This is a genomic window from Streptosporangium sp. NPDC000509 (assembly GCF_042898365.1).
Classification (GTDB): domain Bacteria; phylum Actinomycetota; class Actinomycetes; order Streptosporangiales; family Streptosporangiaceae; genus Streptosporangium.
The window spans coordinates 247,164-272,025 of the sequence record NZ_JBIAYX010000009.1; the positions used below are offsets into that span (position 1 = coordinate 247,164).

The window sequence follows — 24,862 nt, forward strand, 5'->3', positions numbered from 1 at the left end:
GACGCGCGCAGCAGTCTTCTCGCCCGATCTCCCCACCGTCCCGGGTAGTGCTGGCCCCACCCCGGTACGCGGGCACACAGGGTCGATCGACGGGGCCGGCCCTCGTAGCGTTGGCGCCATGAGAACCCTTCTCGGCCGCATCGGCACCGACACCCGCTACCTGATCGTGGGTTTCCCGCTTTCCGTCATCTGGTTCGTCCTGATGGTGGCCGGCTTCGCCGCGGGGATCGGCACGACCGTCGTGTTCGTGGGGTTGCCCATCCTCGCGACGACCCTCCTGGTGGCCAGGGGGTTCGCCGACGTCGAGCGGCGCTGGCTGCCCGAGGTGCTCGGCCGTCCCGTGGCCCGGCCGAGATATCTGCCCGCCCCGGAGAGCGCCGGATGGTTCCGCAGGATGATCAACCCGCTCACCAACGGCCAGTCGTGGCTCGACCTGCTCTACGGCGTCGTGGTCTTCCCGATCTCCATCGTCACCTTCGTGCTGGCGACGGTCTGGTGGGCCGGGACGATCGCCGGTCTCGCCTACCCGCTCTACGGGTGGATCATCTACGCCATCCCCGGCAACGACGGGGGACTGGGCAGGCTCCTCGGGCTGGGTGACAGCCTGTGGGTCGATGTGATCATCAACACCACCATCGGCGTGCTCTTCGCCCTCACCCTCCCGGCGATCGTGCGGGGCGCCGCGCTCGTCCAGGCCGGGCTCGGCAGGGCGATGCTGACCGGGGTGGCCGAGCTGCACGAGCGCATCGACGACCTGGCCGAGGGCCGGGCCGCCGCGGTGTCGGCCGAGGCCAACGCGCTGCGCCGGCTGGAGCGCGACATCCACGACGGGCCGCAGCAGCGCCTGGTCTCCCTGGCGATGGACCTGTCGCGGGCCCAGCGCCAGCTCAGGCGCGACCCGGGGGCCGTCGAACGGATGCTCGGCGAGGCCATCACCTCCACCCGCGACACCCTGGACGAGCTACGCGCCCTGTCGCGCGGCATCGCCCCGCCGATCCTCAGCGACCGCGGCCTGGCCCCGGCGCTCGCCGCGCTCGCCGGCCGGTGCACCGTCCCCGTCGAGCTGGACGTCCAGGTCGTGGGGCGCTTCCCCGCGGCCGTGGAGAACACCGTCTACTTCGTCGTCGCCGAGTCCCTCACCAACGTCGCCAAGCACAGCCAGGCCACGATCTGTACCGTGACGCTGAGCAGGACGGGGGACTTCCTCATGCTGACAATCGGGGATGATGGGGTCGGCGGCGCCCATGTCGCCAAGGGACATGGCCTGTCGGGGCTCGGGGACCGCCTGAAGGCGGTGGACGGCGAGCTGGCGGTCGACTCACCCGTCGGAGGGCCGACGGTCATAGTGGCGGAGGTTCCGTGCGGGTAGTTGTGGCCGATGACGCGGTGCTCATCAGGGAAGGCCTGATCAGGCTCCTGGAGGAGTTCGGCTGCCAGGTGGTCGCGGCGGTGGGCGACGGCGACCGCCTGGTGGAGGCCGTCGCGCAGCACCGGCCCGACGTCTCGGTGGTGGACGTACGAATGCCGCCCGGCTTCACCGACGAGGGGCTGCGGGCGGCGGTGGAGGCGCGCCGGAGGGTTCCCGGCGCGCCGGTGCTGATCCTGTCCCAGTACGTGGAGGTGTCCTATGCCGACGATCTGCTCGCCGACGCCAGGGGCGCGGTGGGATACCTGCTCAAGGACCGCGTCGTGGACGTGGACGACTTCATGGGAGGGCTGCGCACGGTCGCGGCCGGAGGTACGGTCTTCGACCCCCAGGTGGTGGCACAGCTGATGGTGCGACGCCGCCGTGACGATCCTCTCGCCCAGCTCACCCCGCGAGAGCGCGAGGTGCTCGGCCTGATGGCCGAGGGCAGGTCCAACCCGGCCATCGGCCGTCAGCTGGTGGTCAGCGACGGGGCCGTGGAGAAGCACATCCGCAGCATCTTCGCGAAGCTCGGTCTGTACGCCGAGGACGGCGACCAGCACCGCCGCGTCCTCGCGGTCCTGGCCTACCTGCGTTCCTGACACACGTTCCCGCACCCGTGCTCACGACCGCGAGGAGGAAGAGTGATCTCGGTCTTCGGCAGTGCCAACATGGATCTCGTGGCCTACGTCGACGTCGCCCCCGCGCTCGGCGAGACCGTGACCGGCCGTGCCTTCCGCACGGTTCCCGGTGGCAAGGGCGCCAACCAGGCCGTCGCCGCCGCGCGGGCGGGAGCCGGGGTCGCCTTTCTCGGCGCGGTGGGCGACGACGCCTTCGGGACCGAGATGCGGCGTACGCTCACCGAGGCGGGGGTCGACGCGACCCACCTGCGCACGGTCCCCGGCCCCTCCGGCATCGCCCAGATCGTGGTGGACGGCGACGGCGGTAACTCGATCATCGTGGTCCCCGGCGCCAACGGGACCGTGACCGCTCCCTCGGAGGCCGAGATCGAGGTCATCTCCCGCTCCGACATGCTGCTTCTGCAGCTGGAGCTCCCCATCGAGGCCGTCACCGCGGCCGCCAGAGCCGCCCGCGCGGCCGGGACCACCGTCGTCCTCACCCCCGCGCCCGTCCAGCCGCTCCCCGCGGAGCTGCTGGAGGCCGTGGACATCCTGGTGGCGAACGAGCACGAGGCCTCGGCGATCACCGGCCTGGCCGACCACGAGGGAGCCCTGGAGAAACTGAGGGGCGAGGTCGGATGGGTGATCATCACCCTGGGGGCGCGCGGCGCGCTCACCGCCTCGGGCGACGGGCCCGCGGTGCGCGTCGAGGCCCCCACGGTGGCCGTGGTGGACACCACGGCCGCGGGCGACACCTTCGTGGGAGCCCTCGCCGCGGCTCGCGTCGAGCGGCAGCCCGTCGAGCGGGCCGTCCGCTTCGCCACCGCGGCCGCGGGCCTGTCCGTCCAGCGCGCGGGTGCCAGCACCTCGATGCCCACCCGCGCCGAGATCGACGGGAGCCTAGCCGCTGATGAGGGAGGTCTCTGACAGCGTGAGCAGGAACGCCCCCGCGGCGAGCAGCGCGATCGGCCAGGAGCGGCTGATGGCGGACCAGATCGTGGCGGCCAGGAAACAGACCAGGGCGAGCAGCACGAGAACGTCCACGAGAATCCTCCAAAGGGTCATCCCAGACGATCATCGTCCGGGGCAAGCCCTCACTGCCCCGCGGTCGGCGGAGGTAACACACCGCGCTTCTGTTTCACCGGAATGACGATTTCCGCTGCCCCTTTTTTATTCATATATCCGTTTATGCGCTTTCCCAGAGGGCTGCGGCGGTCTCGGCGCAGACGATGTCCTGGGCAACGGTGCCGCCACTCACGCCGACCGCGCCCACCACCCGGCTCGCCCGGCCCGCCCCGTACCCGTCGCCTGACCCTCCGAGCGGCACACCCCCGCCGAAGCACACGTACCGATCACCCGCCAGACCGTACAACTCGCCTCCCGGCAGGACCAGCGGCGCGAGGTCGGCGGTCGGCATGCGGTGGGCGAGAGCGGTGTAGGCCTTGCCGGGGGCGAGGACGGATCCGGTGATCCGCGCGCCGTCCATCCGCTGGAACGCGACCAGGTCCCCGCCCGCGTCGACCACGGCGACCGAGACGAGCGCCCCCTCCCGCGCGGCCTGCCGCACCGCGGCCTCACACATGCGCAGTGCGAGTTCCAGGTTCACCGGTCTCCCCACCGTCTCCAAACCGTCTCGAAGGTCGTCGGCGTGGACGGCCGGGTACGCGTGCGCCGCCGTTCCGGTGATGTGAGGTGTCATAACGATGCGACGCCCGCGAGGGCCTTTCGGAGGACCGGAGCGGGCCGGGACCGTCGTCCCGTAAGGGAAACGGCACCGCGGGGCGACACCGGAATCTCGGATAGGATCTGGCGTCTCGCGCGCCCGACCCGACCGACGATGGAGGAGCCGATGCGGGTCCACGACCTGTCCGCCGGGGGTGACGTGCTGGCCCGCGTGCACGATGTGGCCCGCGCGGCGACGCGGATCCACGGCCTGCCCGACGCCGAGGTCACCCTGGTCAACGTGTCGGAGAACGCCACCTACCGGGTGGACGATCCGGTCTCGGGCACGCGTTCCATCCTGCGGGTGCACCGGCTCGGCTATCACTCCACCCCGGCGATCCTGTCGGAGCTGTCCTGGCTGGAGGCGCTTCGTGAGCAGGCGGGGATCCGCACCCCCCGGGTGATCCCGGCTCCCGACGGTTCCAGAGTGCTGACCGTCCCGGGCCCCGAGCCGCGCGACTGCGTGATGTTCGAGTTCCTGCCCGGCACAGAGCCGTCCCAGGACGATCCACTGCCCGGTTTCGAGCGGCTCGGCGCCCTCACGGCGCGGATGCACCGGCACGCGCGCGGGTGGTCCCCGCCCGAGGGGTTCACCCGTTTCCACTGGGACTACGAGGCCGCCCTCGGCGCCGAGTCGCGGTGGGGCCGCTGGCAGGACGGCCTGGGGGTGGACACCGAGGCGCGGGCCGTGCTGGGGCGGTTGGACAAGGAGTTGCGCGAGCGGCTCCACCGCTTCGGCCGCGGCCCCGGACGCTACGGCCTGATCCACGCCGACCTGCGCGCCGCCAACCTGCTCGTGGAGGGTGAGAACCCGCCCGGCGTCATCGACTTCGACGACTGCGGCTTCGGCTGGTATCTCTACGACCTGGCCGCCGCGGTCAGCTTCGTCGAGCACCGCCCCGAGGTTCCCGAGCTGATCGACGCGTGGGTGCGGGGCTACCGGACCGTCCTGGACCTCCCGGCCGAGGACGAGGCCGAGATCTGGACGTTCGTGATGTTCCGCCGCCTGCTGCTCGTCGCCTGGATCGGCACCCACACCGGTGCCGACATCGCCGCGGAACTCGGCGCCGGCTACACCGAGGGCACCTGCGAGCTGGCGGAACGCCATCTCGGAGGCTCGCTCCGCTGACCCTGCTTGTCGGCTGCTTGTCGGCTGCCCGTCGACTGTGCGACTCGCCGGGCGACACGAGGGTGTCGGTACGTGCGTCATGAGACGTCGATGACGCCGGAAGCCCGGCCCAGCGCGAAGCCGCCCTGCCCGGCGGAGTCCAGGCCGGGAGTCGACCGGGCGGCATCTGACCCGTATCGCCGTCCGGCCTGAGATCCAGGTGCCGGTTTCAGCCCGAGACGAAAGCGGCGCTGTGATCGGCCGCCCAGGTGAGGAACGTACGGGGAGTACGCCCCAGCACCCGCTCGACGTCCCGGGTGAGCCGCGCGTTGCCGTCCCGCGCCACCTTCCGGGAACCGTCGACCGCGAAGGCGGCGAACTCGGGATCCACCCCGGCGGCGATCATCCGCTCGTGGTACACCTCCAGCGGCACGTCCGCCGCCCGCGCTTGTCCGGCCCCCCGAACCCGTCACCATCCGTCCTTCGCGGAGGCGGCACTCGCGCACGGGGTGTCCGGCGGCGTGGCGCACGGTGACCGCGCGTCCGTAATCGGGAAATCGCCCCTACCCGCCGCCGATCCCGGGAATATCCGGAGGCGAATACGAGACGGCACACGCACATCACTGTGTGTGCTATGGATATTCGGATAGCGGGATTCTCCCGTACGGGCACGGCACCTTACCGAACGTGACTTTCTGCTTCCAATCTCCGAATCCGGAATGTTTTCCGGGGCCTTCGCCGTGCCTCGGTCAGGAGACGTCCGGGGTCAGGACTTCAGTTCGCGCCTGATGTCCTCGTCGTCCGGGGCGAGTTCCAGCGCGCGGGTGAGATCGGCGACCGCCTCCTGGTCGCGTCCGGCGGCGCGCAGCGCCATCGCCCGGTTGAACAGCAGGGCGGGATCGTCCCCGGCGTCGAGCGCCCGGGTGAAGTCCGCGACGGCCCCCTCGGGATCGCCGGTCTCGAACGCCAGCAGTCCTCGGTTCGCCCAGGCGGCGGCGAGCGAGGGGGCGAGTTCCAGGGCGCGGTCGAAGGCGGTGCGTGCCCTGTCGTAGCGGCCCTCGGCGGTCTCCACCTGGCCCAGCGCGCACAACAGGTACGGGTTGGCGGGATCGATGGCGAGTCCGGTCTCGGTGTCCACCCTGGCCGCGGTGTACTCGCCGAGCGCGGCCAGCAGCCCCGCCCGGTTGGCCAGGCCGTCCACGAACTCCGGGTCCAGTTCCAGCGCGTGGTTCAGGTCGGCGAGCGAGCCTCGATGGTCACCCGCGGAGAAGCGGATCTCGGCCCGGTTGTAGTAGGGCTCGGGGAAGGGAGGGCCGACCCGCATCGCCGTCTCGTAGTCGGCGACCGCCTCGTCCATCCGGCCCAGGCGGTGCAGCAGGTTGCCCCGGTCGATGTAGTAGTCGGGATAGCCGGGGTCGGCCGCGATCACCGCGTTCAGGTCGCCGAGCGCGTCCTCGGGACGGCCCAGCATCACGGCGAGTTGCGCCCTGTTGGCCAGCAGCACCAGCCGGTGTATCGGGTGCTCGCCGGGCAGCAGGTCGCGATCGGCCAGGGCGACGGCCTCCTGGACCAGTTCCAGGGCCTTGGCGGGACGGCCGCGCCGCACCTCCACCAGCGCCCGGCCGTTGAGGTCGAACCCCAGTTTGAACGCCCGCTCGCGAGGGTCGGGCAGCAGCGAGGAGATGGCGATCGCCTGGTTCACCAACGCCAGCGCGGCGTCGGGGTCGCGCCGTGCCGGGTCGCGACGGCGGACCTTCAGCATCCCGGTGGCGTAGGCGGCGGAGGCGTGGACGACGGGGGAGAGACTTTCACGCCTGGCCAGGTCGAACAGGGCCTCCGAGTCGTCCTCGCGGCCGAGCGCGGCCAGCGCGGTCGCGGTGCTGTGCAGGAGCCGCCACCACGTCGCGGGGTCGTCGTCGGGGTGGGCGAGGCGTAGGGCACGCTCGCCGAGATCCACCACGGCGTCGTGGTAACCCTCGTCCAGACACCACTGCACCGCGAACAGGAACGCCTCCACCGCCTTCGACGGGTCACCGCCGCGCTCGCGGTGGTACGGGATCGCTCCGAGTCGAGCGCCGAGTGTCCCCTCCCTCTCCAGCTCGTCGGCGAGGGCGTCGTGCCGTTCCGCGTCGAGGCTCTCCTCGGGAACGGCACGTTCGCGGGTCAGCACGGTGAGCAGTTTCCCGGGGACACGGCGCCGCAGCACCGTCAGGAGCTCTAGGTCGGTGGGGTCGGCCAGGTCGGCGTTCTCGACGACGAACGTGCGGGCACCGGTTTCCGACAGGTGCTCACGGACGAACTCGGCCAGGCCGTTGGCCAGGCGCAGCGTGCGGCGCGGGGCGTGCACCAGGATCCGTTCCGCGGCCGGCAGGCTCGCGGCCACCGACCGGCGCCGGGCGGGGATCCGATCGCGCAGGTCAGGTGCGACGGCGCGTAACTCGATGTCGTAGCGGGAGACGAGTTCGGGCCGGGCGGCGGGTAGCAGGGCGGAGACGATCGCGCTCCCGGCGGTGTACGGCCCGCGCAGGCGCCGATCCGCGTCCACCGTGTCCACCGTGTCCACGGTGGGGGGCGGGTCTCCTTGCGGTTGCTGTCCCCGACTCACCGGACTCCTTTAACGCGATTAGTTGATATTTGGCGATATGACTCTACCGGGAGCCGGCGCCCATCGCTGGACGCCGGTTCTGCGATTCCGCCTCAGCCGATGTGTTTAGGGCTGGCGGTACCGCTGAGTGCGATGGTGCCAGGCTTGTGAACAATGACACGCTTCATTACGAGCCTTCCTCGCGAATAAGAACAAATTGCAAGTATTCGCAGTAATCGCCCATACTGACAAGAAGTATTTCTTATCGTGGCCTGATCCGGACAGTCCTATGGACAGGTGCCGCGTGGTGGTCTCGCTGAGATCGACCCGTCCGCGATCCGCGCCGGGAGCCGCTGACGTGCCGCATCGGCTCGCCTCGTGGTCTCGTACGCGTGACGGGTGACCGTGGAGAGCCGCGCTGCCTTCCGCGCCCGGCCGTCGCGGCGGGCTCCCCCCGCGGGTGAGACCCTGGTGCGATGAGAGAACCGAGGAGTCGCTGGACGGACATCGCCGGGGGCGACGCCGGGGAGCGGTACGCGGAGAGGTTCGCCCGGCTGGCCGAGTCGGGGGCGGACATGCACGGTGAGGCGCGGCTGTGCGCGGAGCTGCTGCCGCCGCCGGCCCGGGTGCTGGACGCCGGGTGCGGCACCGGGCGGGTGGCGATCCGGCTCGCCGAGCTGGGATACGACTGCGTGGGCGTCGATCTCGACGCGTCCATGCTCGCCGTCGCCCGGAGGGTCGCGCCGCGCCTGCCCTGGATACTGGCCGACCTCGGCGACCTCGGCGACCTCGCCGGCCTCGGCGATCCCGTGGCGCTCGCGGACCGCACGGATCAGGAGAACCGGATCGTACGGGATGAACGGGGTAATTCCATTCAGAGCGGCGAGAAGGGCGGGAGCTTCGACATGGTCGTCGCCGCGGGCAACGTCATCCCCCTGCTCGCCCCCGGGACCGAGGCGCGGACCGTCGCGGGCCTCGCGGCGCTGCTGCGGCCCGGCGGGCTGCTGGTGAGCGGGTTCGGGCTGGACGCCGCCCACCTCCCGCTCGCCTCGGCGACGGTCACCCTGGCCGACTACGACGGCTGGTGCCGGGACTCGGGGCTCTCCCCGCTGAGGCGCCTCGCCACGTGGGAGGGCGCGCCCTACGACGGCGGCGGATACGCGGTGAGCGTTCACACGCGCACCCCAGACCGACGGGGCCCGCGGGAGTAGTAACTTCGTCCCATGCGACTGGGCGTTCTCGACATCGGTTCCAACACGGTCCATTTGCTGGTGATGGACGCGCATCGGGGGGCCCGGCCGCTGCCGGCGTACTCCCACAAGGTGGACCTGAGGCTCGCCGAGCACATGGAGGACGGCGACCGCCTGTCCGCGCGAGGCGCCGCGCGGCTTCAGGGGTTCGTCGAGGAGGCGCTGCGGCTCGCCGAGGACAAGGGGGTCGAGGACCTCATGGCCTTCGCGACCTCCGCGGTCAGGGAATCGGTGAACGGCGAGGAGGTCCTCGCCAGGATCAAGGCCGACACGCAGGTCGACATCGAGGTGCTGTCCGGCCAGGACGAGGCGAGGCTGACGTTCCTGGCCGTGCGCCGCTGGTTCGGGTGGTCGTCCGGGCGGCTGCTGGTGCTGGACATCGGCGGGGGATCACTGGAGATCGCCTCGGGCATCGACGAACAGCCCGATGTCGCGGTGTCGCTCCCGCTGGGGGCGGGCCGGCTCACCCGTAACTGCTTCACCGCCGATCCGCCACCCGCCGAGGAGGTGCGGGCGCTGCGCAAGCACGTACGGGCCGAGATCGCCCGCACGGTGGGCAACGTGTCCCGATACGGTCAGGCCGACCACGCGGTGGCGACGTCCAAGACGTTCAGACAGCTCGCCAGGATCGCCGGGGCCGCGCCCTCGAACGAGGGGCCGTCCGTGCGCCGGGTGCTCAGGCACCCCGACCTCGTCGGGTGGACCGACCGGCTCGTCAAGATGACCACCGGGCAGCGTGCCGAGCTGCCCGGGGTCTCCGAGGCGCGGGCGCCGCAACTACCGGCCGGGGCGATCGTCGCCGACGCCGCGATGGACCTGTTCGGGGTGAGCCAGCTGGAGGTGTGCCCCTGGGCGCTGCGCGAGGGAGTGATCCTGCGGCGGTTGGACGCGATGCCCGAACGGTAAGGTTTGCCGGGGCGCTCACAGGTAAGAGCGGGTGGTTATGAACACCCCTCAGGCTCATGTGGAAGGTGCCGCTCGTAAAGCGGCCAACAGTCAGACACTGGACAGACTGGCACGCGTCGGCATAGCGGGCCGCGGCGTCCTCTACGGCTTGATCGGTTTCCTCGCGCTGCAGATCGCCTTCGGCGGTGGCAACGGAGGCAAGGAAGCCGACAACAGCGGCGCGATCGAGACGGTGGCCGAGCAGCCGTTCGGGACGTTCCTGCTCTGGCTCATGGTGATCGGGTTCGTCGCGCTGGTCGCCTGGCAGCTGTCGGAGGCCATCATCGGCCGCGGCCAGACCAAGGACAGGGTGGAGGCCGCCGCACGGGTGGTCGTCTACTCGCTGGTGGTGGCGACGCTGCTCAACGTGCTGCTGCGCGGGGACTCGGGCTCCTCGTCGGACAGCCAGTCGAAGGACATCACGGCGATGCTGATGGACCTGCCCGCCGGGCAGTTCCTGGTGGGCCTGATGGGGCTGGGGCTGATCGCTCTGGGAGGCTACTGGATCCACAAGGGCTGGAAGAAGAAGTTCCTTGAGGACCTGCGCACCGGAGAGATGCCCGCGAAGGCGCGGAACCTCGCCGAGAAGTTCGGCATGGCCGGTTTCATCGCCCGAGGCGCGATCGCCGTGGCCGCCGGTGTCTTCGTCATCCAGGCCGCGATCACCTACGACCCCGACAAGGCCAAGGGCGTCGACTCCACGCTGCGCTCGCTCGCAGACACCCCTGTCGGTCCGTGGCTGCTCGGTCTCATCGCGATCGGTCTGCTGCTGTTCGCGGCCTACTGTTTCTTCGAGGCTCGCTGGCGCCGTCTGTGACGGATGGAACCGCACGGTACGCCAGGTGCGGACACGCAGGTGAAAGCCGCTTTGGCAAGCCTCACCTGACTATCCGGTAAGTGATCACATTCCTACTTTTCCGCGACATCTTCCCCGCCGACCTCCGCGTCTTCCCAGAAGTGAAACGTCATCGGAGGGGGCGGTATGGACTCGTCGGAGTACGACGGCAGTGAATGGGTTCTCCGCCTGGCGGGGTCCCCGGACCAGGTGGCGAGAGCTCGCCGCCTGGTCTCGGTGATTCTGGGGCGAGACCACCCCCTCCACGACGACTGCGTCCTGCTGACGAGTGAGATCGCCACCAACGCGGTGATCCACTCCAGGTCGGGGGACGGCGGGGCGTTCACCGTCACGGTGGTCCACTCACCGGCGGGAGTGCGCGTCTCGGTCCAGGACGAAGGCTCCTGCCAGGCCCCCACCGCGAGCCGAGCCTCGGCCGACGCGACAGGGGGCCGGGGCCTGCCCATGCTGGAGACGCTGGCCCACCGCTGGGGCATGGTCAGGGAGGCGGGCTCCAACAGGGTCTGGTTCGAGCTGGAGATGGCCGACCTGCGCACGGGCGACCTCGCCGCCGCCCGGTAGACCCGGCGCGTACCGGGCGAAAGCCCCTCCTCGCTCAGCCGGGCCGTCGCGGCGTCGTGAAGGGCCGCGTGGTCGGGCGGACGTCCAGGTCGGCCAGCAGCCCGGCGATGCGGGCGGCGCGGAGCGGGTCGACGGGCAGGACGTGACCGGTCCACCAGCGGGCGATCTCCGGGGTCGGCCCCGAGGGAACCCGGTCCAGATAGTCGTCCAGCGGCGGGTCGTAGATGAAACCGGGCACCACGCCGCGGCTCTCCAGCCGGGCGACGACCTCGTCGCGGTTCTCGACCAGCAGGGGCACCCGCAGCAGCGGCAGCGGCGCCGCCTCGCGGACGCCGTCGGCCGCCCAGGGCAGGGCGCGGAGCAGCTCGACCCCGGCCACCCGGCGCTCCCGTTCGCGGTCGATCACCCGGAACCGGGAGCGGTGGTATCCGCGGAGCAGCGCCCCCTGACGCATCCGCCAGTCGTCGAGGTCGATCCGCAGCCAGTGGTCCATGGCGCGCGGGTCGACCGGGTCGGCGGCGACGACCGCGCGCAACTCCTCCTCGCGGGGCGGACAGCGGTGGCCGGTCCAGCGCACGAGACCCAGCGCCTTGAGGGCGTGCCACATCGGCCTGACCAGCCCGGTGCGGTAGATCGTCTCGCGCAGCACGGGCCGCAGCGTGCCGAGCAACTGGGCGCGCGCCCCTCCGGGGAGCAGCAGCTCGTCCCTGGCACGCGCCAGCTCGGGCAGCACGGCCGGGTCCTCCGCGGTGAGGAAGCCGCCGGACATCGCCCGCCCGTGCTTGGCGAGGCTGAACACCCCGGCCGTACCGAACGTGCCCGCGGGGCGGCCCTCCACGGTCGTCTGCATGGCGTGCGCCGCGTCGTCGAGGAGGATCACGCCGCGCCGGTCGCACTCTGCGCGCAGCTCGGTCACCCGGTCGGGCTGACCGTACAGGTGGGTGGTGACGACACCGGCGAGTCCGGTCCAGTCGACGGCGGAAACGTCGATGTTGCCGTCGCGCCAGGAGACCGGAGCCATCACCGGCTCAAGTCCGGCGGCCAGCACGACGAACAGCACCGTCTCACAGTTGGTCGGCGAGATCAGCACCCTGTCGCCGCGCTTGAACCAGTGGCGCAGCGCGAGGAGCAGGCCGAACCTGGCGGACGGCACGTGGAGGCACTCCTGGCCGATCCGGTCACGCATGACCGCCTCAAGCGCGCGGCGGCCGTCCGCGGGGCCGGAGGTGGCAAGGCGGGCGCTCATCGGGCCTCCTTCCGAGGGCTCATCGACTCTTCCTGCCGGTGCGCAGCCGACCGTATCGCTTCATGGCCCGGTCGGCGGCGCCGTACAGGACCGGGCTGTCGAGGATGAACCGCCGCACCCGGCGGACCGGCTCGGTACGCAGCCAGTGCGCCGCCGCGCCCATCGACCGGCGGCGCACGATGCCCTCGGTGACCGGGACGGTCCTGCTGCACAGCGCGTCCTTGTACTCCGAGCCGTTGCTGATGCCCAGGTCCAGCGAGGTGATCCCGAGCTTCGCGGCGGACTCGACCATGCGCAGGTGCTGGATCAGGCCGGGGGAGTATCTGGCGTACTCGGGATCGTACGCGGGGAACCAGCCGATCATCGTCGTGCCGGTGCGCAGCCCGAAATGACCCGCGACGGGCCTGCCGTCGGCGTACAGCATCGACAGCGGCCCCGCGAAGTCGTCGGTGTCGACGGCGTGCAGGCGTTCGACCAGCTCCACGACCCACGCCTTGCCGAAGCGGTCGGCGCGGCCCATCCGCTGATACTGGGCGGACTTCCACCGGCGCAGCAGCCGGAAGCTCTCAGGGTCGTCCACCGCGAACTCGGAGGTGACCTCGCCCACGTCGCGGCTCAGCTTCCGCTCCTTGTACAGGGTGGACTTGAGGAACTTCGGGGAGCGTCCGCGCAGCTCGTCGAGGAAGGCGTGGTAGCCGTCGGCGAAGTCGAGGACCACGGCCTCCTGCCTGAGCGTCCCGAACGGCTTGAACCACGGCTGGTGGTCGACCAGACAGCCGAACTCCCACACGCTCAGCCCGCACGCCCGAAGCAGGGCGTCGGAGTCGAACTCGGCGCCCGGCCGGTGGACGACCCCCTGGGAGAGCGACACCCACCCGCCCAGAGCGGCACTCACCCCGCCGCCGTGCAGCTCGAAGGGGAAGAACCCCACGGGCCCGTCGGACTCGCTGATCACCGCTACCCGCGCTTCCGGGCGGACCTCGCCCATCGCGATCGTGAAGTCCGGGCTGAGGAAGGGATTGTCCAGGTGTGAGGTGGAACATTGCATTCCGCGCCATGCCGAGATCTCGGCCGGGCCCAACTCCGCGGGCCGGATGACGCTGATTCTCATGCGCCGTCCCCCGTCGCGCCGGGGCGACCGGCGGTGTGCGCGAACCTACCGTTCACGAGGCCGATGGTCCTTTCTCGAAGCCTGGGACCAGGCAGTCGGACGTCGTTGGAGCAGGGGAGGTCCGGACGGCGGGCATGGGGAATGTGCGTCACGGCACGTGGAAACCGTCCCAGAACCAGGCGGCGGCTGATCCCCCGATCACGAACCGCCGATCCCCCGACTTCCCGAGTGGCGAATCCCCCGATCCGCTCTTCCCTCGAATCGCCACCCGATGCGCTGAATCTATCGGGATATCGCCCTATTCGCTTAGTAACGAGATAGTTCGCTTGGTAATACGGCAGGCTCGCTACGCGACGTCGAAGGAGGCAGGTCCCGAGGGCGTCCTGGGCGGCAGCGGAGGGACCGCGGGGATGAGCCGCTCGATGACCGGCAGGGCGCGATGGGCGTACAGCGGGTCGATCGGCAGCACGTGCCGGGCCCACCAGCGCGCCACCTCGGGCTCGGGTGAGGGGTCGGTGAACTCGGGCAGGTAACCGTCGTACGGCGGGTCGTAGAGGTATCCGGTGGCGACTCCGTGCCGCTCCAGCTCGGCGATGGCCGCGTCGCGGCCGTAGACCAGCAGCGGAACCCGGAAAAGCGGCTGGTCCAGGTGGCGGCGTACGGCCGGGGCGACGGTGGGCAGCGCGGCCAGCGTCGAGACACCGGCGATCCGCCGCGACCGCTGGCGGGGCAGCGCGTGCAGGCGCCTCGACTGGTACCAGCGAGAAAGGTGGCCCCGCCTGGCCCGGTAGTCGTGCAGGTCGGCCCGGACCCAGGAGTCGAACGCCGGCAACTGCTGGGGTGCGTACTCCATCGCCTTGAGCAGATCCTCGGGGCGTGGCGCGATGCGGTATCCCTCGCGCTCCTCCTCCATGCCGAGGGCGCGCATCGCCTTCAGCGCCGGGCGGACCATGTTCAGGCGCAGCGCGGCGTGCCGGCCCGCGGAGGTCAGCACACTGTGGATCTCTTTCTTGAAGACACCGGGCTGCAGCAGCCGGTCGCGGTCACGCTCCAGGGCGCGCAGATCCGAGAGGTGCTCGACCGCGATCACTCCGCCGGAGCCCGCTCCCGCGTGCTTGGACAGGCTGAACACGCCGGCCACCCCGAAGGTGCCGATCGGCCTGCCGTTCACGCTCGTCTCGATCGCGTGCGCGACGTCCTCGATCAGGATCTTGCCACTGAACGCGGCCACCCGGTCCGGCAGGCCGTACAGGTTGGTGGTGAGCACCGCGTCGACCGTGTCGAGGTCGACGGCGTCGACGTCGATGTTGCCGTCGTCGAGGGAGAGGGGGGCGATGACCGGGCGCAGCCCGGCCGCGAGCACGAGGAAGAGGATCTCGTCCGCCGACAGCGGTGACATCAGCAACCGCTGACCGGGGGTGCACCAGTGCCGCAGGGCCAGATACAGGCCAAGGCGGTTGGAAGGCAGCGGAAGACAGAGGCGATGAGTCCGCTTCGCCACTATGTGCTCAGGAGTCACCGGAGACCAGATATCACGTACGACATCGCGGCCGCAAACCGGAAGGGCCGTGTCGCCCTAACCGGTCGCCACCTGGGATGTTTTGCCATGTTTCATCACTCTGCGCATGTTTGGGAAGATCAGCAGCGCGACCAGGAGCTGGCTGCCGAGCATGGCGTAGCCCACCGCGGCGATTCCGAAGTGGGGGAAGAGCACCGCTATCGAGGTGAGGACCAGGACGGCCATCCCGATCTGGACGAGGGCGAGCTTGCGTGCCTCGCTCTGGGCGCGCAGCATGCTGAGGCAGATCTCGATCACCGTCTGGGGGAGCACGGCGATCGCCATCAGGCGCAGCAGCGGCGTGCCCGCCTCGGCGAACCCCGGGCCGAACACGCCCAGGATCAGCGGCGCGCCGATCACGACCACCGCGACGACCGGCCCGACGATCAGGAAGGTGCGCCGCAGCGCGTTGCGCACGCTCTGTCCCAGCTGGGCGGCGTTGAAGGAGCCCTCGACGGTGAGCGAGACCGCCATGTTGGCCGCGAGCAGCCCGACCATGGAGCCCAGGGTGTGCGCTATCGAGAAATAGCCGAACGTCGGGGCGTCGTCGAGCCAGCCCGCGACGATGACCGGGACGAGATAGAGGATCAGCAGGATGGAGAACGCGCCGGGGAAGTCTCCGGCGAGGAAACGTCCCACCTCGCGCAGGCGCGGCGGGTTCGCCGCGGTCACCTCGGTGTTCTTGACGTGCTTGGGGATGATGACCCCGAAGATGAGCCAGCTGATCGGGATCAGCGCTATGGCCGTCGGCACGATCCACGAGACGAAGATGCCGCCGAAGACGCCGCCCTGCGGCAGCGCGTGCGCCAGCGCGATGAGCAGGCCCATCTTGACCAGGCCGAACGCCAGGCTGTTGACCGGCACCCAGACGGCGTTGCGTAGCCCGGCCAGCGTCACGTCCTGGAGGGTGAAGATCGTCCACACGAGCACCGAGGCGAGGAAGAACAGGCCGGGACCGAGCCCGCCGAGGTCGGCGTAGACCGATCCCCACAGCGGCAAGGTCAGCAGGAACCCCAGCGCCGCCACCAGGCCGGTGGCTCCGGCGACCGCGTAGCCGCGCAGGATGAACTCGGCGGTGCGGCGCCCGGCCACCGGGATGAACCTGGCCATGGCGCCCGCGAAGGCGAGCCCGGTCAGGGAGGAGAACAGCCGCATCGCGCTGATCTGGGCCTGCCCCTCACCGAACGCGGTGGCGCTGTACAGGTGCGTGGCGAGGAACCAGTAGCCGAGTCCCAGCACGGCGGTGATCCCCGTGTTGATCATCAGCGCGTAGCCCTGCAGGAACAGTGGGTTCCTGAGGTCCTTGCGGAGGCGGTCCATCAGGCCGGTCCCGCGTGCCTCGGTGGCCGTCCCGCCCGTCGCCCGCTCTCCTCCGTCGCGCGTCACGCCGCCATCGTCGGCCGGACCGCTTGCATCGACCTTGCCGCCGGCTGTACGGAGACCGGAGGCCGTGTTCGCACCGGGGCGGAGAATGTCCGGCCCGCTGCCCGGCGTGGGGGCGCCGCTCCCCGGCCTGGCGTGTCGGCCGGTGCCGTGCTCACTCACGCCGGTCTCTCCGATCCGCGCCGTCCCCGAAGGCGGCGCGGGAGCGCCGCGGATCGCTCGGGCGGGGTGGGGCGGTGGTCTCGTCGACGGTGTCGGAAGGGCGCGTCACCGGCCTTCGCGTCTCGTCGCGAGACCTGCCGGTCACCGAGGGGTACATGAGAATCGGCACGTGAGTCATGATGCCCCAGTTTCCGGCGGGCCGTGTCCGGCATGTATACGGAAGTCCCAGGCAGGGCTTGATTGTGATAGAGGCTGCCCCGTTTTCGTGGGGATTGGGATGAGCGGGAGTGGCCGAGATCACCTCAGCGGGAGGTGAGGAGGCGGTTCAGGACACGGACGCCGAACTCCAGACCCTCGACGGGGACACGCTCGTCCACCCCGTGGAACATGCCGAAGTAGTCGAGGTCCGGGGTGAGCATCAGCGGGGCGAAGCCATAGCCCCTGATGCCGAGCCCGGCGAAGGACTTCGCGTCGGTGCCGCCCGACATCACGTACGGCACCGGTCGCGCCGACGGGTCCTCGGCCACCAGGGCGGCGCGGAGCCGGTCGAAGAACGGCGAGTCCATCGGGGCGGAGGGGGCGTCCTCGATGTTGACGAACTCCCGGGTCACCCGGGGGCCGAGCAGACGGTCGATCGTCTCCAGGAACTCCTCCCGATGCCCTGGCAGGAACCGCCCGTCCACGTGTCCCTCGGCGGTGCCGGGGACCACGTTGACCTTGTAGCCCGCCTGGAGCATCGTCGGGTTCGCCGAGTTGCGGATCTGCGCCCCGAACAGGTCGCCGATCCTGCCGAGCCGCCGAGCCTCCTCCTCCAGCCGGTCGAGATCGATGCGCTCGCCGAGAACGGCCGACAGGTCCTCGATCAGCGCCGCCACTCCGGGCGTCAGCCGCACCGGCCAGCGGTGGGAGGCGATCCTGGACATGGCGTGGCAGAGTTCGGCCACCGCGTTGTCCACCGGCGGGCGGGAGCCGTGGCCCGCGACGCCGGTCGCGGTGAGCCGCATCCAGGCGGTACCGCGCTCGCCCACCGCGACGGGGTAGATCCGCGTGCCCCCGGCCTCGACGCTGTAGCCGCCGGACTCGCTGATCGCGTCGGTGCAGCCGTCGAACAGCTCGCGGTGGCGCCGTACCGCGTAACGCGCTCCGTACTCGCCGGTGGCCTCCTCGTCGGCGAGGTAGGCGAGGACGATGTCCCGATCCGGCCGCACCCCGCGCCGGGCCCAGTCGCGGACCAGGGTGAGCGTCATGGCGAGGGTGCCCTTCATGTCGATCGCGCCCCGGCCCCAGACGCATCCGCCGAAGACCTCGCCGGAGAAGGGGGGGATCCGCCAGTCGGACGGCCTCGCGGGGACCACGTCGAGGTGGCCGTGGATCAGCAGGGCCTCGGGCGAGTGGCCGGGGATCCTGGCGATCACGCTGGTCCTGCGGCTGGCCGACTCGAACACCACGGGCTCGATCCCGGCGTCGGACAGCAGGGTGGCGACGTGCTCGGCCGCCGGACGTTCACCGGTGCCGGGGTTGGTGGTGTCGAATCTGATCAGATCCGAACAGATCTGTGCGACCTCGCTCATCAAAGAACGCCCCCGGAGCCAGATTCCCAAAGCTTTTCATCAAAAGGTGCATACCCCTCCGGGTTGGAAGTAGCACCCCATGTGATCATTATGTGGTCGTTTCGAGCACTCCCGGTCGGCTATGACGCCGCCACCCCTACAGGGTCCGGGAGCCCGGCCTCACTCGCTGTGCGTGGTCTGCGGGGTTTTTTTGGTCGAGCCCTTCGCCACGCTGGGGTCGCCCGCGGCGAACGCCTCGGCGACCTTTCCTCCGATGCGTCCGCGCTCGCTCACCTCGATCCCATGGGACTTCGCCCACGCCCGGATCTCGGCGCTCCGCTCACGGTTGCCGCCGGAACCCTTCGACCTGCCCTTGCGGCCCATGGAGGTGCTCGCCTTGCGGGCGGCGGACTGGAACGGTCTGAGGGCCTCGCGAAGTTTCGTGGCGTTCTTCGAACTCAGGTCGATCTCGTAGGCGGTGCCGTCGAGGCCGAACGAGACGGTCTCGTCGGCCTTCTTACCGGTGATGTCATCGGTGAACGTGACGACTTGCTGACGTGCCATTGTGTGACTCCTTAATCTTGGCGCCGGAGCGTGCGGCCGTGAACCCGGCCGACGATGGTCCCGCGTCTTCCCCGCGCGTAAAACTCTAGTCCCTCCTTTCGTTGTCGCGCCCAGGAAACCCCTGTTCGCCGGAGATCCACTCTCTCAGGTTAATTACTCGAGGTCGAACTCCGGCGTCTCCACGTCATTGGTAAATGCTTCCCGTTCGCGGGGCATTAAAAACGACGACGACACCGGGGCCCCTTGGCGGCTTGTATGCCGGGCTCCGTCGGCTGCCCCGGCGGGCTTTACCGAAGGGGTGCCGGGGCGCTTTGGAGTTTCGTGACCTCCGGGTGGTTTCCATCCTGGCCGCCCGGAAAAAAATCGACTTCCACCACTTCGGGGCACTCCGGTGCATCGTTCGGCCGCGGTTCGTTTCCCTGGCTTCGCGGCGCCGGAGGCGCCGGTCTGCCGCGGCGGTCCTCTCGGCCCGCAGACAGGTTCTTTCGCTCCCTTTTCGCTGCTCACGGTACTTGTCGCACCGAGACCGTACGGAAGGGACGAGGGGTGGGCCAGGTCGGGAGAGGTGGAAGGAGAGGCTTCGCGCGGGTCGCGCCGGACGCTCGGCGGACAATTCGCGCACGCCGGAAGTTCGTAACCGAGCGCGTTCCGGGATTCCGGAGGACAAATGGCTTCCCCGCCCCCGGAATGCGCGCCGCCCGTGCACGGGTTTCAGGTGTCCGGTATCGGGCGCCTTCGAAGGCGCCGCCGGTACGTTGCCGATCACATTGAGGTGTGATCTCGACACTCTCCGGTAAGGCAAGACTCGCCTTGCGGACCGTATGATTCCGGGCGTCTCGCATTGCGGGAGAGGGGGGCGGCGGTGGTCGTTTGCTCCTTGGTCGACATTGGCCCGTTCCATCACCCGGATCAATCGCGCGGCCTTCCCCGAATTGTTCGCGAACCGATCGGAGATCGGATAGGCGTATTGACCGGATCCCGGCGTTCCCGGTTCGGCCGGACCCCCGGGGCCCGGCCGTCCGGCCCGATCACCGGATCGCCCGGACGTGCTCACCGGGGACTCCCCTCCGGCCCGCCCGGCGGCCGGGAGGTCCGCCGGTCCCGGGCCTCGGACGGGCTCCCGAACCCTCGGCCCTTCGCTCCGGAGTCCCGGGAGCTCCAGGAGTCCGAACAGTCCCGGCAGCTTCGGCAGGAGTCCTCGGCGCCGGTGGCCGCCGCCTGCCGTGCGGACGAGATCGGATTTGTCGGTAGCGATCTCTACCGTCCGGCTCATGACGAACGCAGTGCAGGCCTACGCCTATGCCGGCCCCTCCACACTCGCCGACGGACATCTGGGCCTGTCGACATCCGGTGGCCGGACCACGTCGGGGTTTCTCGACCATCCCCGCTTCTTCAGCGGAGTGCTCACCCAGGCCGCACCGGCCGCGACCGGCCTGCTCGCGGTCGCCGACGTGGCATTGGCCCGCTACCACCGGCCGCAGCCGGGATTCACCCGCGATCCGGTCGTGACCTGTGGTGGCGACCGTCTTCGATTCGAGTCCTTCTCCGCCTGCGGTGGCGTCTACGCCCGGCTGGACGTGCTCGGCCCCGCCCTCGACGGTGAGATCTTCGACCGGGGCACCACCAACGTGGACGTCAACAACCCGCTGCGTGAGGCACTGGCCAGGGTCGGCGCCCGTGACCCGCTGCACGTCGGGGTCGGCCCCGACGAGCTCACCGTGACCACCCTGGACGGCGCGGTCGTGGAGAAGAAGGTGCCGCTGCCCGACCGGTGGCTGCGCGGTTTCGCGGAGGTCCAGGTGATCGCCTCCGGATTCGACCTGCGTGCCGAACTCGCCGGGCCGCAGGCCGTCAGGTTCCTGCGCGGCCTGCCGAAGCGGGCGACGGCCGAGGTGTGGGCGGTCCCCGCGGGCAGGGAACTGAGACTTTCGGAGCGGGCCCTACCCGGTGGGGTCCATCTGGCCGGGGCCGGCAGGCTGGCGACGATGATGCCGTCGTTGCGCTTCGCCAAGGCTCTGCGGGTGTACGGGCCGGCGGACGGCTCGGGGGCGAGCGCCTGGGAGCTGGAACTGCCCGGTATGCGGTACACGCTGGTGCTTTCTCCGCAGGCTTGGCGCGGTTTCTCCGGGGAGGGAGCCGTCCTGGACGATCTTTCCTCGGACGTGGTGGCCGGCGACGCCGACCTGGTCGGCGTCCTGCTCGACTTCGAGCCCACCCTGGAACTCGGCCTGCTCGCCGAACGCTCCGGGCTCGCGCCGGAGCGGGTCCGGGCCGCGCTCACCCAGCTCGGCACGGCGGGCCGGGTCGGCTACGACCTCTTCGAGGCCGCGCACTTCCACCGCGAGCTGCCCTACGACCGCGACCACGTCGCGGCGCTGAACCCCAGGCTCGGCTCCGCCCGCGCCCTGCTGGCCTCCGGCGCAGTCCGCCTCACCGGTGCCGATTCGGCCGAGGTGACCACCGGAGGCGGCGTCCGCCTGGTGCGGATGGCGGAGGGGTCGTGCACCTGCCCGTGGTGGTACGACCACCGGGGCTCGCGAGGCCCCTGCAAGCACGTGCTCGCCGCCCGGATGGCCGCCGGCACCCCGGACGCCTCCCCGGCGGCGCCGCTCTCCCACGTCGGGGAGGACTCCCGATGACGGTCTGGGACGAGGTCCGCGACCTCATCGACAACGGTGGCCTCGACGAACTCGCGGCCCGGATGGCGGGGCTCGACGCCGCCGGGCGCAAGGAGGTCGCGAAGGAACTGCCGGGACACCTCAGGTCGGTGCGTCTCGGGACGGACGACTTCGAGCGGTGGGAAAGCCGGGGCGCGCGGAGAGAACGCCTGCGGGTGGCGGGCGCGGGCTCGCTCGGTGGCGCGGCGGCCGTGGCCACCTGGCTGAACCGCCGCGAATTCGCGTTCTTCAGCTGGGAGAGGCCGGGCGACACCGACGCCCTCATGACGGTGATCTCCGCGCGGGAGCCCGAGTGGCAGGCCGATCTGGTCACCCGGCTCACGCTCCGGATCCGCGACCGGACCTCACCGGGGGTGCCGCTGGCGCTGAACCTGCTCCGCCGTACCGGCGTGACCCCGCCCGAGCACGACCCGCTCGTGCTCGGCTGGCTCGCCACGCCGCCCAGTGCGAGCAGGCTCCGCAGGGATCCGCTCTTCGACACCCTGCTGCCGAGGATCTTCGAGGCACAGGGCGTGGGCCGCGCCCTGCGCGAGGAGCGAAGCACCCCGCTGCGCTCCGACTCCTGGCTCGGTGCCCTGGCCATGCTGGGCGGCGAGGGGCGGGCGAGCCGCGAGATGCTCGTGAACGGCTGCGTGAGCCGGTTCCTGCGCGGAGGGGACGCCGTCGACCTGCGGTTCTTCGTCCGCCTCCACGAGCTGCTCGACCCCACGTACGCGGAGGTGGAGGCCCGCGCCCGCGACTACCTGCGCCTGCTGCCGGCCGCGCCGGGGCCGGTCGCGGAACTCGCGCTCAGGCACCTGCGCCGCCTCGACCACCTCGACCCGGCCGACGTGACCGAGGCGCTGGAGGGCGTGCTGTTCCGCGCCGAGAGCGGGCTGGTGCGCACCGGGCTGACCTGGCTCGACCAGACCCTGCGGCGGTCGCCGGAACGGGCCGACGAGCTGGCCCCGGCTCTCGCGTCCGCGTTCGGACACGAGGCGTACGCCGTACAGGAACGCGCCACGCGTCTCGCGGCCAAGCACGCGGCACACCTCACCCCGCTCGGCGCGGAGACGCTGCGCTCGGCGCTGGACGCGCTCCCGCCCGACCTGAGACGGCTCCTCGCCGAGAGGGTCGGGGGAGAGCCGGAGCCCGAGGCCGAGCCGGAGGTCCTCGTCCCGCCGCCGCTCATCCCACCCGATCCGGTGGGAGCCTTCCCCGACCCGCCGGGCACGGTCGCCGAACTGGTCCGCGCGGGTTCGTCTCGCGACTGGCAGGAGGCCGAGCGGTGGCTCGCGGGCTTCGTCCTGCTCGCGGCGGAGGACCGTGAGGCGCTGCGCGCCGCGCTCAGCGGGAGCGTCGACCGGATTCACGAGCTCTACCGGAGGCAGGACTGGTACGCGCCGCACGACTGGTTCACCGCGATCGCCGCGGAACTCGTCACCCCCGGCGCCGACCCCGGACCGGCGGTTCGGGAGGATCCCGAGGTTTCCGAGGGGTGGACCTTCGGGAACGTCACGACCGGTTCGGGGAGCCTGGGCGGCTGGGAGATGTTCCTCGGTGATTTTCTCGCCGGAGCGCGCGACCAGATCATGCGGGTCCTCGCCGGAGTCGGCGAGGGCGGCGGGGCGGCAGGACCGGGGGAGGCGTACGGCGCCGCCCGGGTGCTCAGGCCCGACCGGCTCCCCGGTGAGTACGACGTCTCCGCGCCGCACCGGTTCGTGCTCCGGCGGTGCGCGGAGGTGCTCGCCGCGCTCAGGGCGGGAACGCTGCCGCCGGTCCTGCTCGCGACCCCGACCGCCGCCACCGGTCACCTCGATCCCGCCGTCTTCCTCACCCGGCTGGAGGCGGTCGAGGCCACCGGGGCCGAGCCGCTGCCCGCCGACTTCCAGCAGGCGCTGCTGCGGTTGCCGGCGACCGTGGAGCCCGAGGCGGTCGTCCGGGCCGGAGGGCTCACCTCCGAGGCCGGGCGCCGGGCGGCGCGATGGCTGGCGGAGGGGCCGGTCGAGGTGGAGACGCGCGTCCGCTGGACGTTCAGCGAGAACGGGGACCTTCGCTACACCGACGAACACGAGCCGCCTCCGGGCGCCCGCCTGAATCCGGTCCCCCGGGTGCGGGCCGAAACGACCGGTCTGCCCTTCGTGGACGAGCTGCTCGGCGAGGTGCCGAGCAGCTACGGGGAGATGCACGGCCAGTGCCTGGGCTGGTGGCCCGCCGTCCTGCCCTCGCACCGCGACGTGGTCGCCGCCGGCTATCTCCCTCATCTGCTCCACTCCTGGTACCGGCCCGGGATCCAGTCGGAAGACGTCGAGGCGCTCACCGCCGGTGAGGGGCCGGCCGGTGAGCCGATCGCGCTGCTGCTCGCCTTCTTCCTCGCCCAACGGGATCCGGACCGTGGCGTGCGGCTGGTACTGCGGATGGCGGCGAGGGGGGACCTGCCCGCGGACGCGCTCGGCAGGCAGCTCGCCCTGCTCACGGAGCGGACCTGGGTGAAGCTGCCGCACGCGGTGGCCGGGCTTGAGCGGGCGGCCGGGCAGGGAGCTCACCGAGAGGTCTGGCAGGTGATCCGGGCGGCACTGCCGCACGTGTTGCCGGGGGAGGGGGAGCGGCCGCGCTCGGGCGCGACCGAGCTCGTCGCCCTGGGCGTGGAGGTGGCAGGCCGGGCCGGGGCGCGAGGAGAGATCACCGGGCTCGCCCCGTCGTCACGCCGTTCCTCGTCGGGGTTCGGCCGCCAGTGCCGCCGCCTGCACGACTATCTCGTACGGTCCTGAGCCCGTCCGCTCGGGGCGGGGGTGGCGGGACGGTGGCCGGGCGGACGCCGTCCCGTCGCGCGTGCGGAGAACGCCGAGAACGCCGTGGCGACGAGCTTGCGGATCAGCACCGTGAGCGCCGCGGTGATGATCGCCGCCCAGGTCTGGGCCTGGGAGAGGTGCAGGAGCCCGGCCGCGAGGAGGAAGTCGAGCAGCACTCCCAGGGCGGTGCCGGCGGCGGCGCCGGAGAGGAGGACGGCGAGCGCCGCGGCCAGTCCCATGACGACGATGAGGGGGACGAGCGTGCGGGCGAGGTCAGTCATTCCCCGCACCGGGCGGGACGCGCCCGCCGGGGACGGTCTGCGAGGCGCCCCCGCGTGCCTCGCTCATCGTGCGTCCCTCCCGCTGGATCTCCCTGTTCAGGAAGAAGTTCAGGGCGGTGCGGATGGTCGCGATCGCCGCGAGCTGCCCGATCTGCGGGAAACTCGGCGCGATCGCCGTGCGCAGCACGTCGCTCGCCAGCTGGAACTCCAGGCCGAGCGCGAGGAAGCGTCCCAGGAACAGCCGCACCGCGATGAACCCGTCCTCGTGCCGCCGTACGGCCACCAGCACGAACCGCACGAACGCGATCGCGGCGCCGACGAAGATGACGGCCGCCCCGGCCGCCTCGACGAGGCGTACCAGCAGGTCGACGAGCCGCCGGAGGGTCTCCTCCGGTAGAAGATCGGGCATGCGCTGCTGGTACCCCGCCGGATCCCGGCCCATGCGCCCGCGGTCGCCACCCGGTCCGCGCCACCCGGAGGCGGAGAGCGGCGCGAACCGGACGCTCG

23 protein-coding genes are annotated in these 24,862 nt (G+C 71.1%); 10 read left to right on the forward strand and 13 right to left on the reverse strand.

Annotated features, from left to right (window positions below; genetic code table 11):
* The first annotated feature begins 118 nt into the window (after positions 1–118).
* From ACFY3D_RS18565 to ACFY3D_RS18575, 3 genes are read left to right on the forward strand one after another with little or no spacing between them, the layout of a single operon-like run.
* Positions 119–1,369, forward strand: a complete 1,251-nt coding sequence (locus tag ACFY3D_RS18565) for a sensor domain-containing protein (RefSeq protein WP_350943784.1) — start codon at positions 119–121, stop codon at positions 1,367–1,369.
* A complete protein-coding gene (locus ACFY3D_RS18570; RefSeq protein WP_389980818.1) occupies positions 1,360–2,007 on the forward strand; it encodes a response regulator in 648 nt (215 codons plus the stop codon). The genes ACFY3D_RS18565 and ACFY3D_RS18570 overlap by 10 nt, the downstream gene beginning before the upstream one ends.
* 42 nt (positions 2,008–2,049) lie before the next feature.
* A complete protein-coding gene (locus ACFY3D_RS18575; RefSeq protein ID WP_389980820.1) occupies positions 2,050–2,952 on the forward strand; it encodes a ribokinase in 903 nt (300 codons plus the stop codon).
* Here the strand turns inward: ACFY3D_RS18575 and ACFY3D_RS18580 are convergent.
* Entirely contained in the window at positions 2,926–3,069 is a 144-nt protein-coding gene (locus ACFY3D_RS18580; RefSeq protein WP_350943780.1) for a hypothetical protein, read from the reverse strand. The genes ACFY3D_RS18575 and ACFY3D_RS18580 overlap by 27 nt on opposite strands.
* A gap of 142 nt (positions 3,070–3,211) precedes the next feature.
* Positions 3,212–3,631: a heme-binding protein gene (locus ACFY3D_RS18585; protein ID WP_350943779.1), complete on the reverse strand. Its 420-nt coding sequence runs from the start codon at positions 3,629–3,631 to the stop codon at positions 3,212–3,214.
* Between the two features lie 243 nt (positions 3,632–3,874).
* Between ACFY3D_RS18585 and ACFY3D_RS18590 the strand changes: the two genes are divergently transcribed.
* Positions 3,875–4,876, forward strand: coding sequence for a phosphotransferase enzyme family protein (locus ACFY3D_RS18590; protein WP_389980822.1), 1,002 nt, complete (start codon positions 3,875–3,877; stop codon positions 4,874–4,876).
* 208 nt (positions 4,877–5,084) lie between these two features.
* On the opposite strand, the gene ACFY3D_RS18595 is transcribed toward ACFY3D_RS18590, so the two are convergent.
* Together ACFY3D_RS18595 and ACFY3D_RS18600 are read right to left on the reverse strand one after the other, a co-directional pair.
* The gene (locus tag ACFY3D_RS18595; protein WP_389980824.1) at positions 5,085–5,288 is read right to left on the reverse strand and encodes a hypothetical protein; all 204 of its coding nucleotides are present in this window, start codon (positions 5,286–5,288) and stop codon (positions 5,085–5,087) included.
* 333 nt (positions 5,289–5,621) lie between these two features.
* Complete coding sequence (locus tag ACFY3D_RS18600) at positions 5,622–7,418, reverse strand: tetratricopeptide repeat protein (protein ID WP_389980826.1); 1,797 nt, start codon at positions 7,416–7,418, stop codon at positions 5,622–5,624.
* A gap of 497 nt (positions 7,419–7,915) precedes the next feature.
* Here ACFY3D_RS18600 and ACFY3D_RS18605 point away from each other — a divergent pair, with 497 nt between their 5' ends.
* The 4 genes from ACFY3D_RS18605 (at position 7,916) to ACFY3D_RS18620 (ending at position 11,051) form a co-directional block, all read left to right on the forward strand.
* Positions 7,916–8,650, forward strand: a complete 735-nt coding sequence (locus tag ACFY3D_RS18605) for a class I SAM-dependent methyltransferase (protein WP_389980828.1) — start codon at positions 7,916–7,918, stop codon at positions 8,648–8,650.
* A 12-nt stretch (positions 8,651–8,662) separates the two neighbouring features.
* On the forward strand, positions 8,663–9,595 hold the full coding sequence (locus tag ACFY3D_RS18610; protein WP_389980830.1) for a Ppx/GppA family phosphatase: 933 nt from the start codon (positions 8,663–8,665) through the stop codon (positions 9,593–9,595).
* A 37-nt stretch (positions 9,596–9,632) separates the two neighbouring features.
* Positions 9,633–10,451, forward strand: a complete 819-nt coding sequence (locus ACFY3D_RS18615; protein ID WP_389980832.1) for a DUF1206 domain-containing protein — start codon at positions 9,633–9,635, stop codon at positions 10,449–10,451.
* 165 nt (positions 10,452–10,616) lie between these two features.
* Positions 10,617–11,051, forward strand: a complete 435-nt coding sequence (locus ACFY3D_RS18620; protein WP_389772434.1) for an ATP-binding protein — start codon at positions 10,617–10,619, stop codon at positions 11,049–11,051.
* Positions 11,052–11,085: 34 nt separating this feature from the next.
* On the opposite strand, the gene ACFY3D_RS18625 is transcribed toward ACFY3D_RS18620, so the two are convergent.
* The 7 genes from ACFY3D_RS18625 to ACFY3D_RS18655 form a co-directional block, all read right to left on the reverse strand.
* Complete coding sequence (locus ACFY3D_RS18625; RefSeq protein ID WP_389980834.1) at positions 11,086–12,297, reverse strand: DegT/DnrJ/EryC1/StrS family aminotransferase; 1,212 nt, start codon at positions 12,295–12,297, stop codon at positions 11,086–11,088.
* A 19-nt stretch (positions 12,298–12,316) separates the two neighbouring features.
* Positions 12,317–13,408, reverse strand: a complete 1,092-nt coding sequence (locus ACFY3D_RS18630; RefSeq protein WP_389980836.1) for a GNAT family N-acetyltransferase — start codon at positions 13,406–13,408, stop codon at positions 12,317–12,319.
* 346 nt (positions 13,409–13,754) lie between these two features.
* A complete protein-coding gene (locus ACFY3D_RS18635; RefSeq protein ID WP_389980838.1) occupies positions 13,755–14,927 on the reverse strand; it encodes a DegT/DnrJ/EryC1/StrS family aminotransferase in 1,173 nt (390 codons plus the stop codon).
* 57 nt (positions 14,928–14,984) lie between these two features.
* The gene (locus ACFY3D_RS18640; RefSeq protein ID WP_389980840.1) at positions 14,985–16,352 is read right to left on the reverse strand and encodes a lipopolysaccharide biosynthesis protein; all 1,368 of its coding nucleotides are present in this window, start codon (positions 16,350–16,352) and stop codon (positions 14,985–14,987) included.
* Positions 16,353–16,503: 151 nt separating this feature from the next.
* A complete protein-coding gene (locus ACFY3D_RS18645) occupies positions 16,504–16,680 on the reverse strand; it encodes a hypothetical protein (protein WP_389980842.1) in 177 nt (58 codons plus the stop codon).
* Positions 16,681–16,813: 133 nt separating this feature from the next.
* On the reverse strand, positions 16,814–18,082 hold the full coding sequence (locus ACFY3D_RS18650) for a M20/M25/M40 family metallo-hydrolase (protein WP_389980844.1): 1,269 nt from the start codon (positions 18,080–18,082) through the stop codon (positions 16,814–16,816).
* A gap of 159 nt (positions 18,083–18,241) precedes the next feature.
* Positions 18,242–18,625, reverse strand: a complete 384-nt coding sequence (locus ACFY3D_RS18655; RefSeq protein ID WP_362897069.1) for an Lsr2 family protein — start codon at positions 18,623–18,625, stop codon at positions 18,242–18,244.
* A 1,271-nt stretch (positions 18,626–19,896) separates the two neighbouring features.
* Between ACFY3D_RS18655 and ACFY3D_RS18660 the strand changes: the two genes are divergently transcribed.
* Positions 19,897–21,264, forward strand: coding sequence for an SWIM zinc finger family protein (locus ACFY3D_RS18660; RefSeq protein ID WP_389980846.1), 1,368 nt, complete (start codon positions 19,897–19,899; stop codon positions 21,262–21,264).
* The gene (locus ACFY3D_RS18665; RefSeq protein WP_389980848.1) at positions 21,261–24,053 is read left to right on the forward strand and encodes a DUF6493 family protein; all 2,793 of its coding nucleotides are present in this window, start codon (positions 21,261–21,263) and stop codon (positions 24,051–24,053) included. Before ACFY3D_RS18660 ends, ACFY3D_RS18665 begins: the two co-directional genes overlap by 4 nt.
* Here ACFY3D_RS18665 and ACFY3D_RS18670 read toward each other — a convergent pair.
* Positions 24,035–24,355 carry a hypothetical protein gene (locus ACFY3D_RS18670; protein WP_389980850.1) on the reverse strand — a complete coding sequence of 107 codons (321 nt, stop codon included), beginning with the start codon at positions 24,353–24,355 and terminating at the stop codon, positions 24,035–24,037. The two genes, ACFY3D_RS18665 and ACFY3D_RS18670, sit on opposite strands and share 19 nt — an antisense overlap.
* The gene (locus ACFY3D_RS18675; protein ID WP_389980852.1) at positions 24,348–24,764 is read right to left on the reverse strand and encodes a DUF1622 domain-containing protein; all 417 of its coding nucleotides are present in this window, start codon (positions 24,762–24,764) and stop codon (positions 24,348–24,350) included. The genes ACFY3D_RS18670 and ACFY3D_RS18675 overlap by 8 nt, the downstream gene beginning before the upstream one ends.
* Positions 24,765–24,862 lie beyond the last annotated feature (98 nt).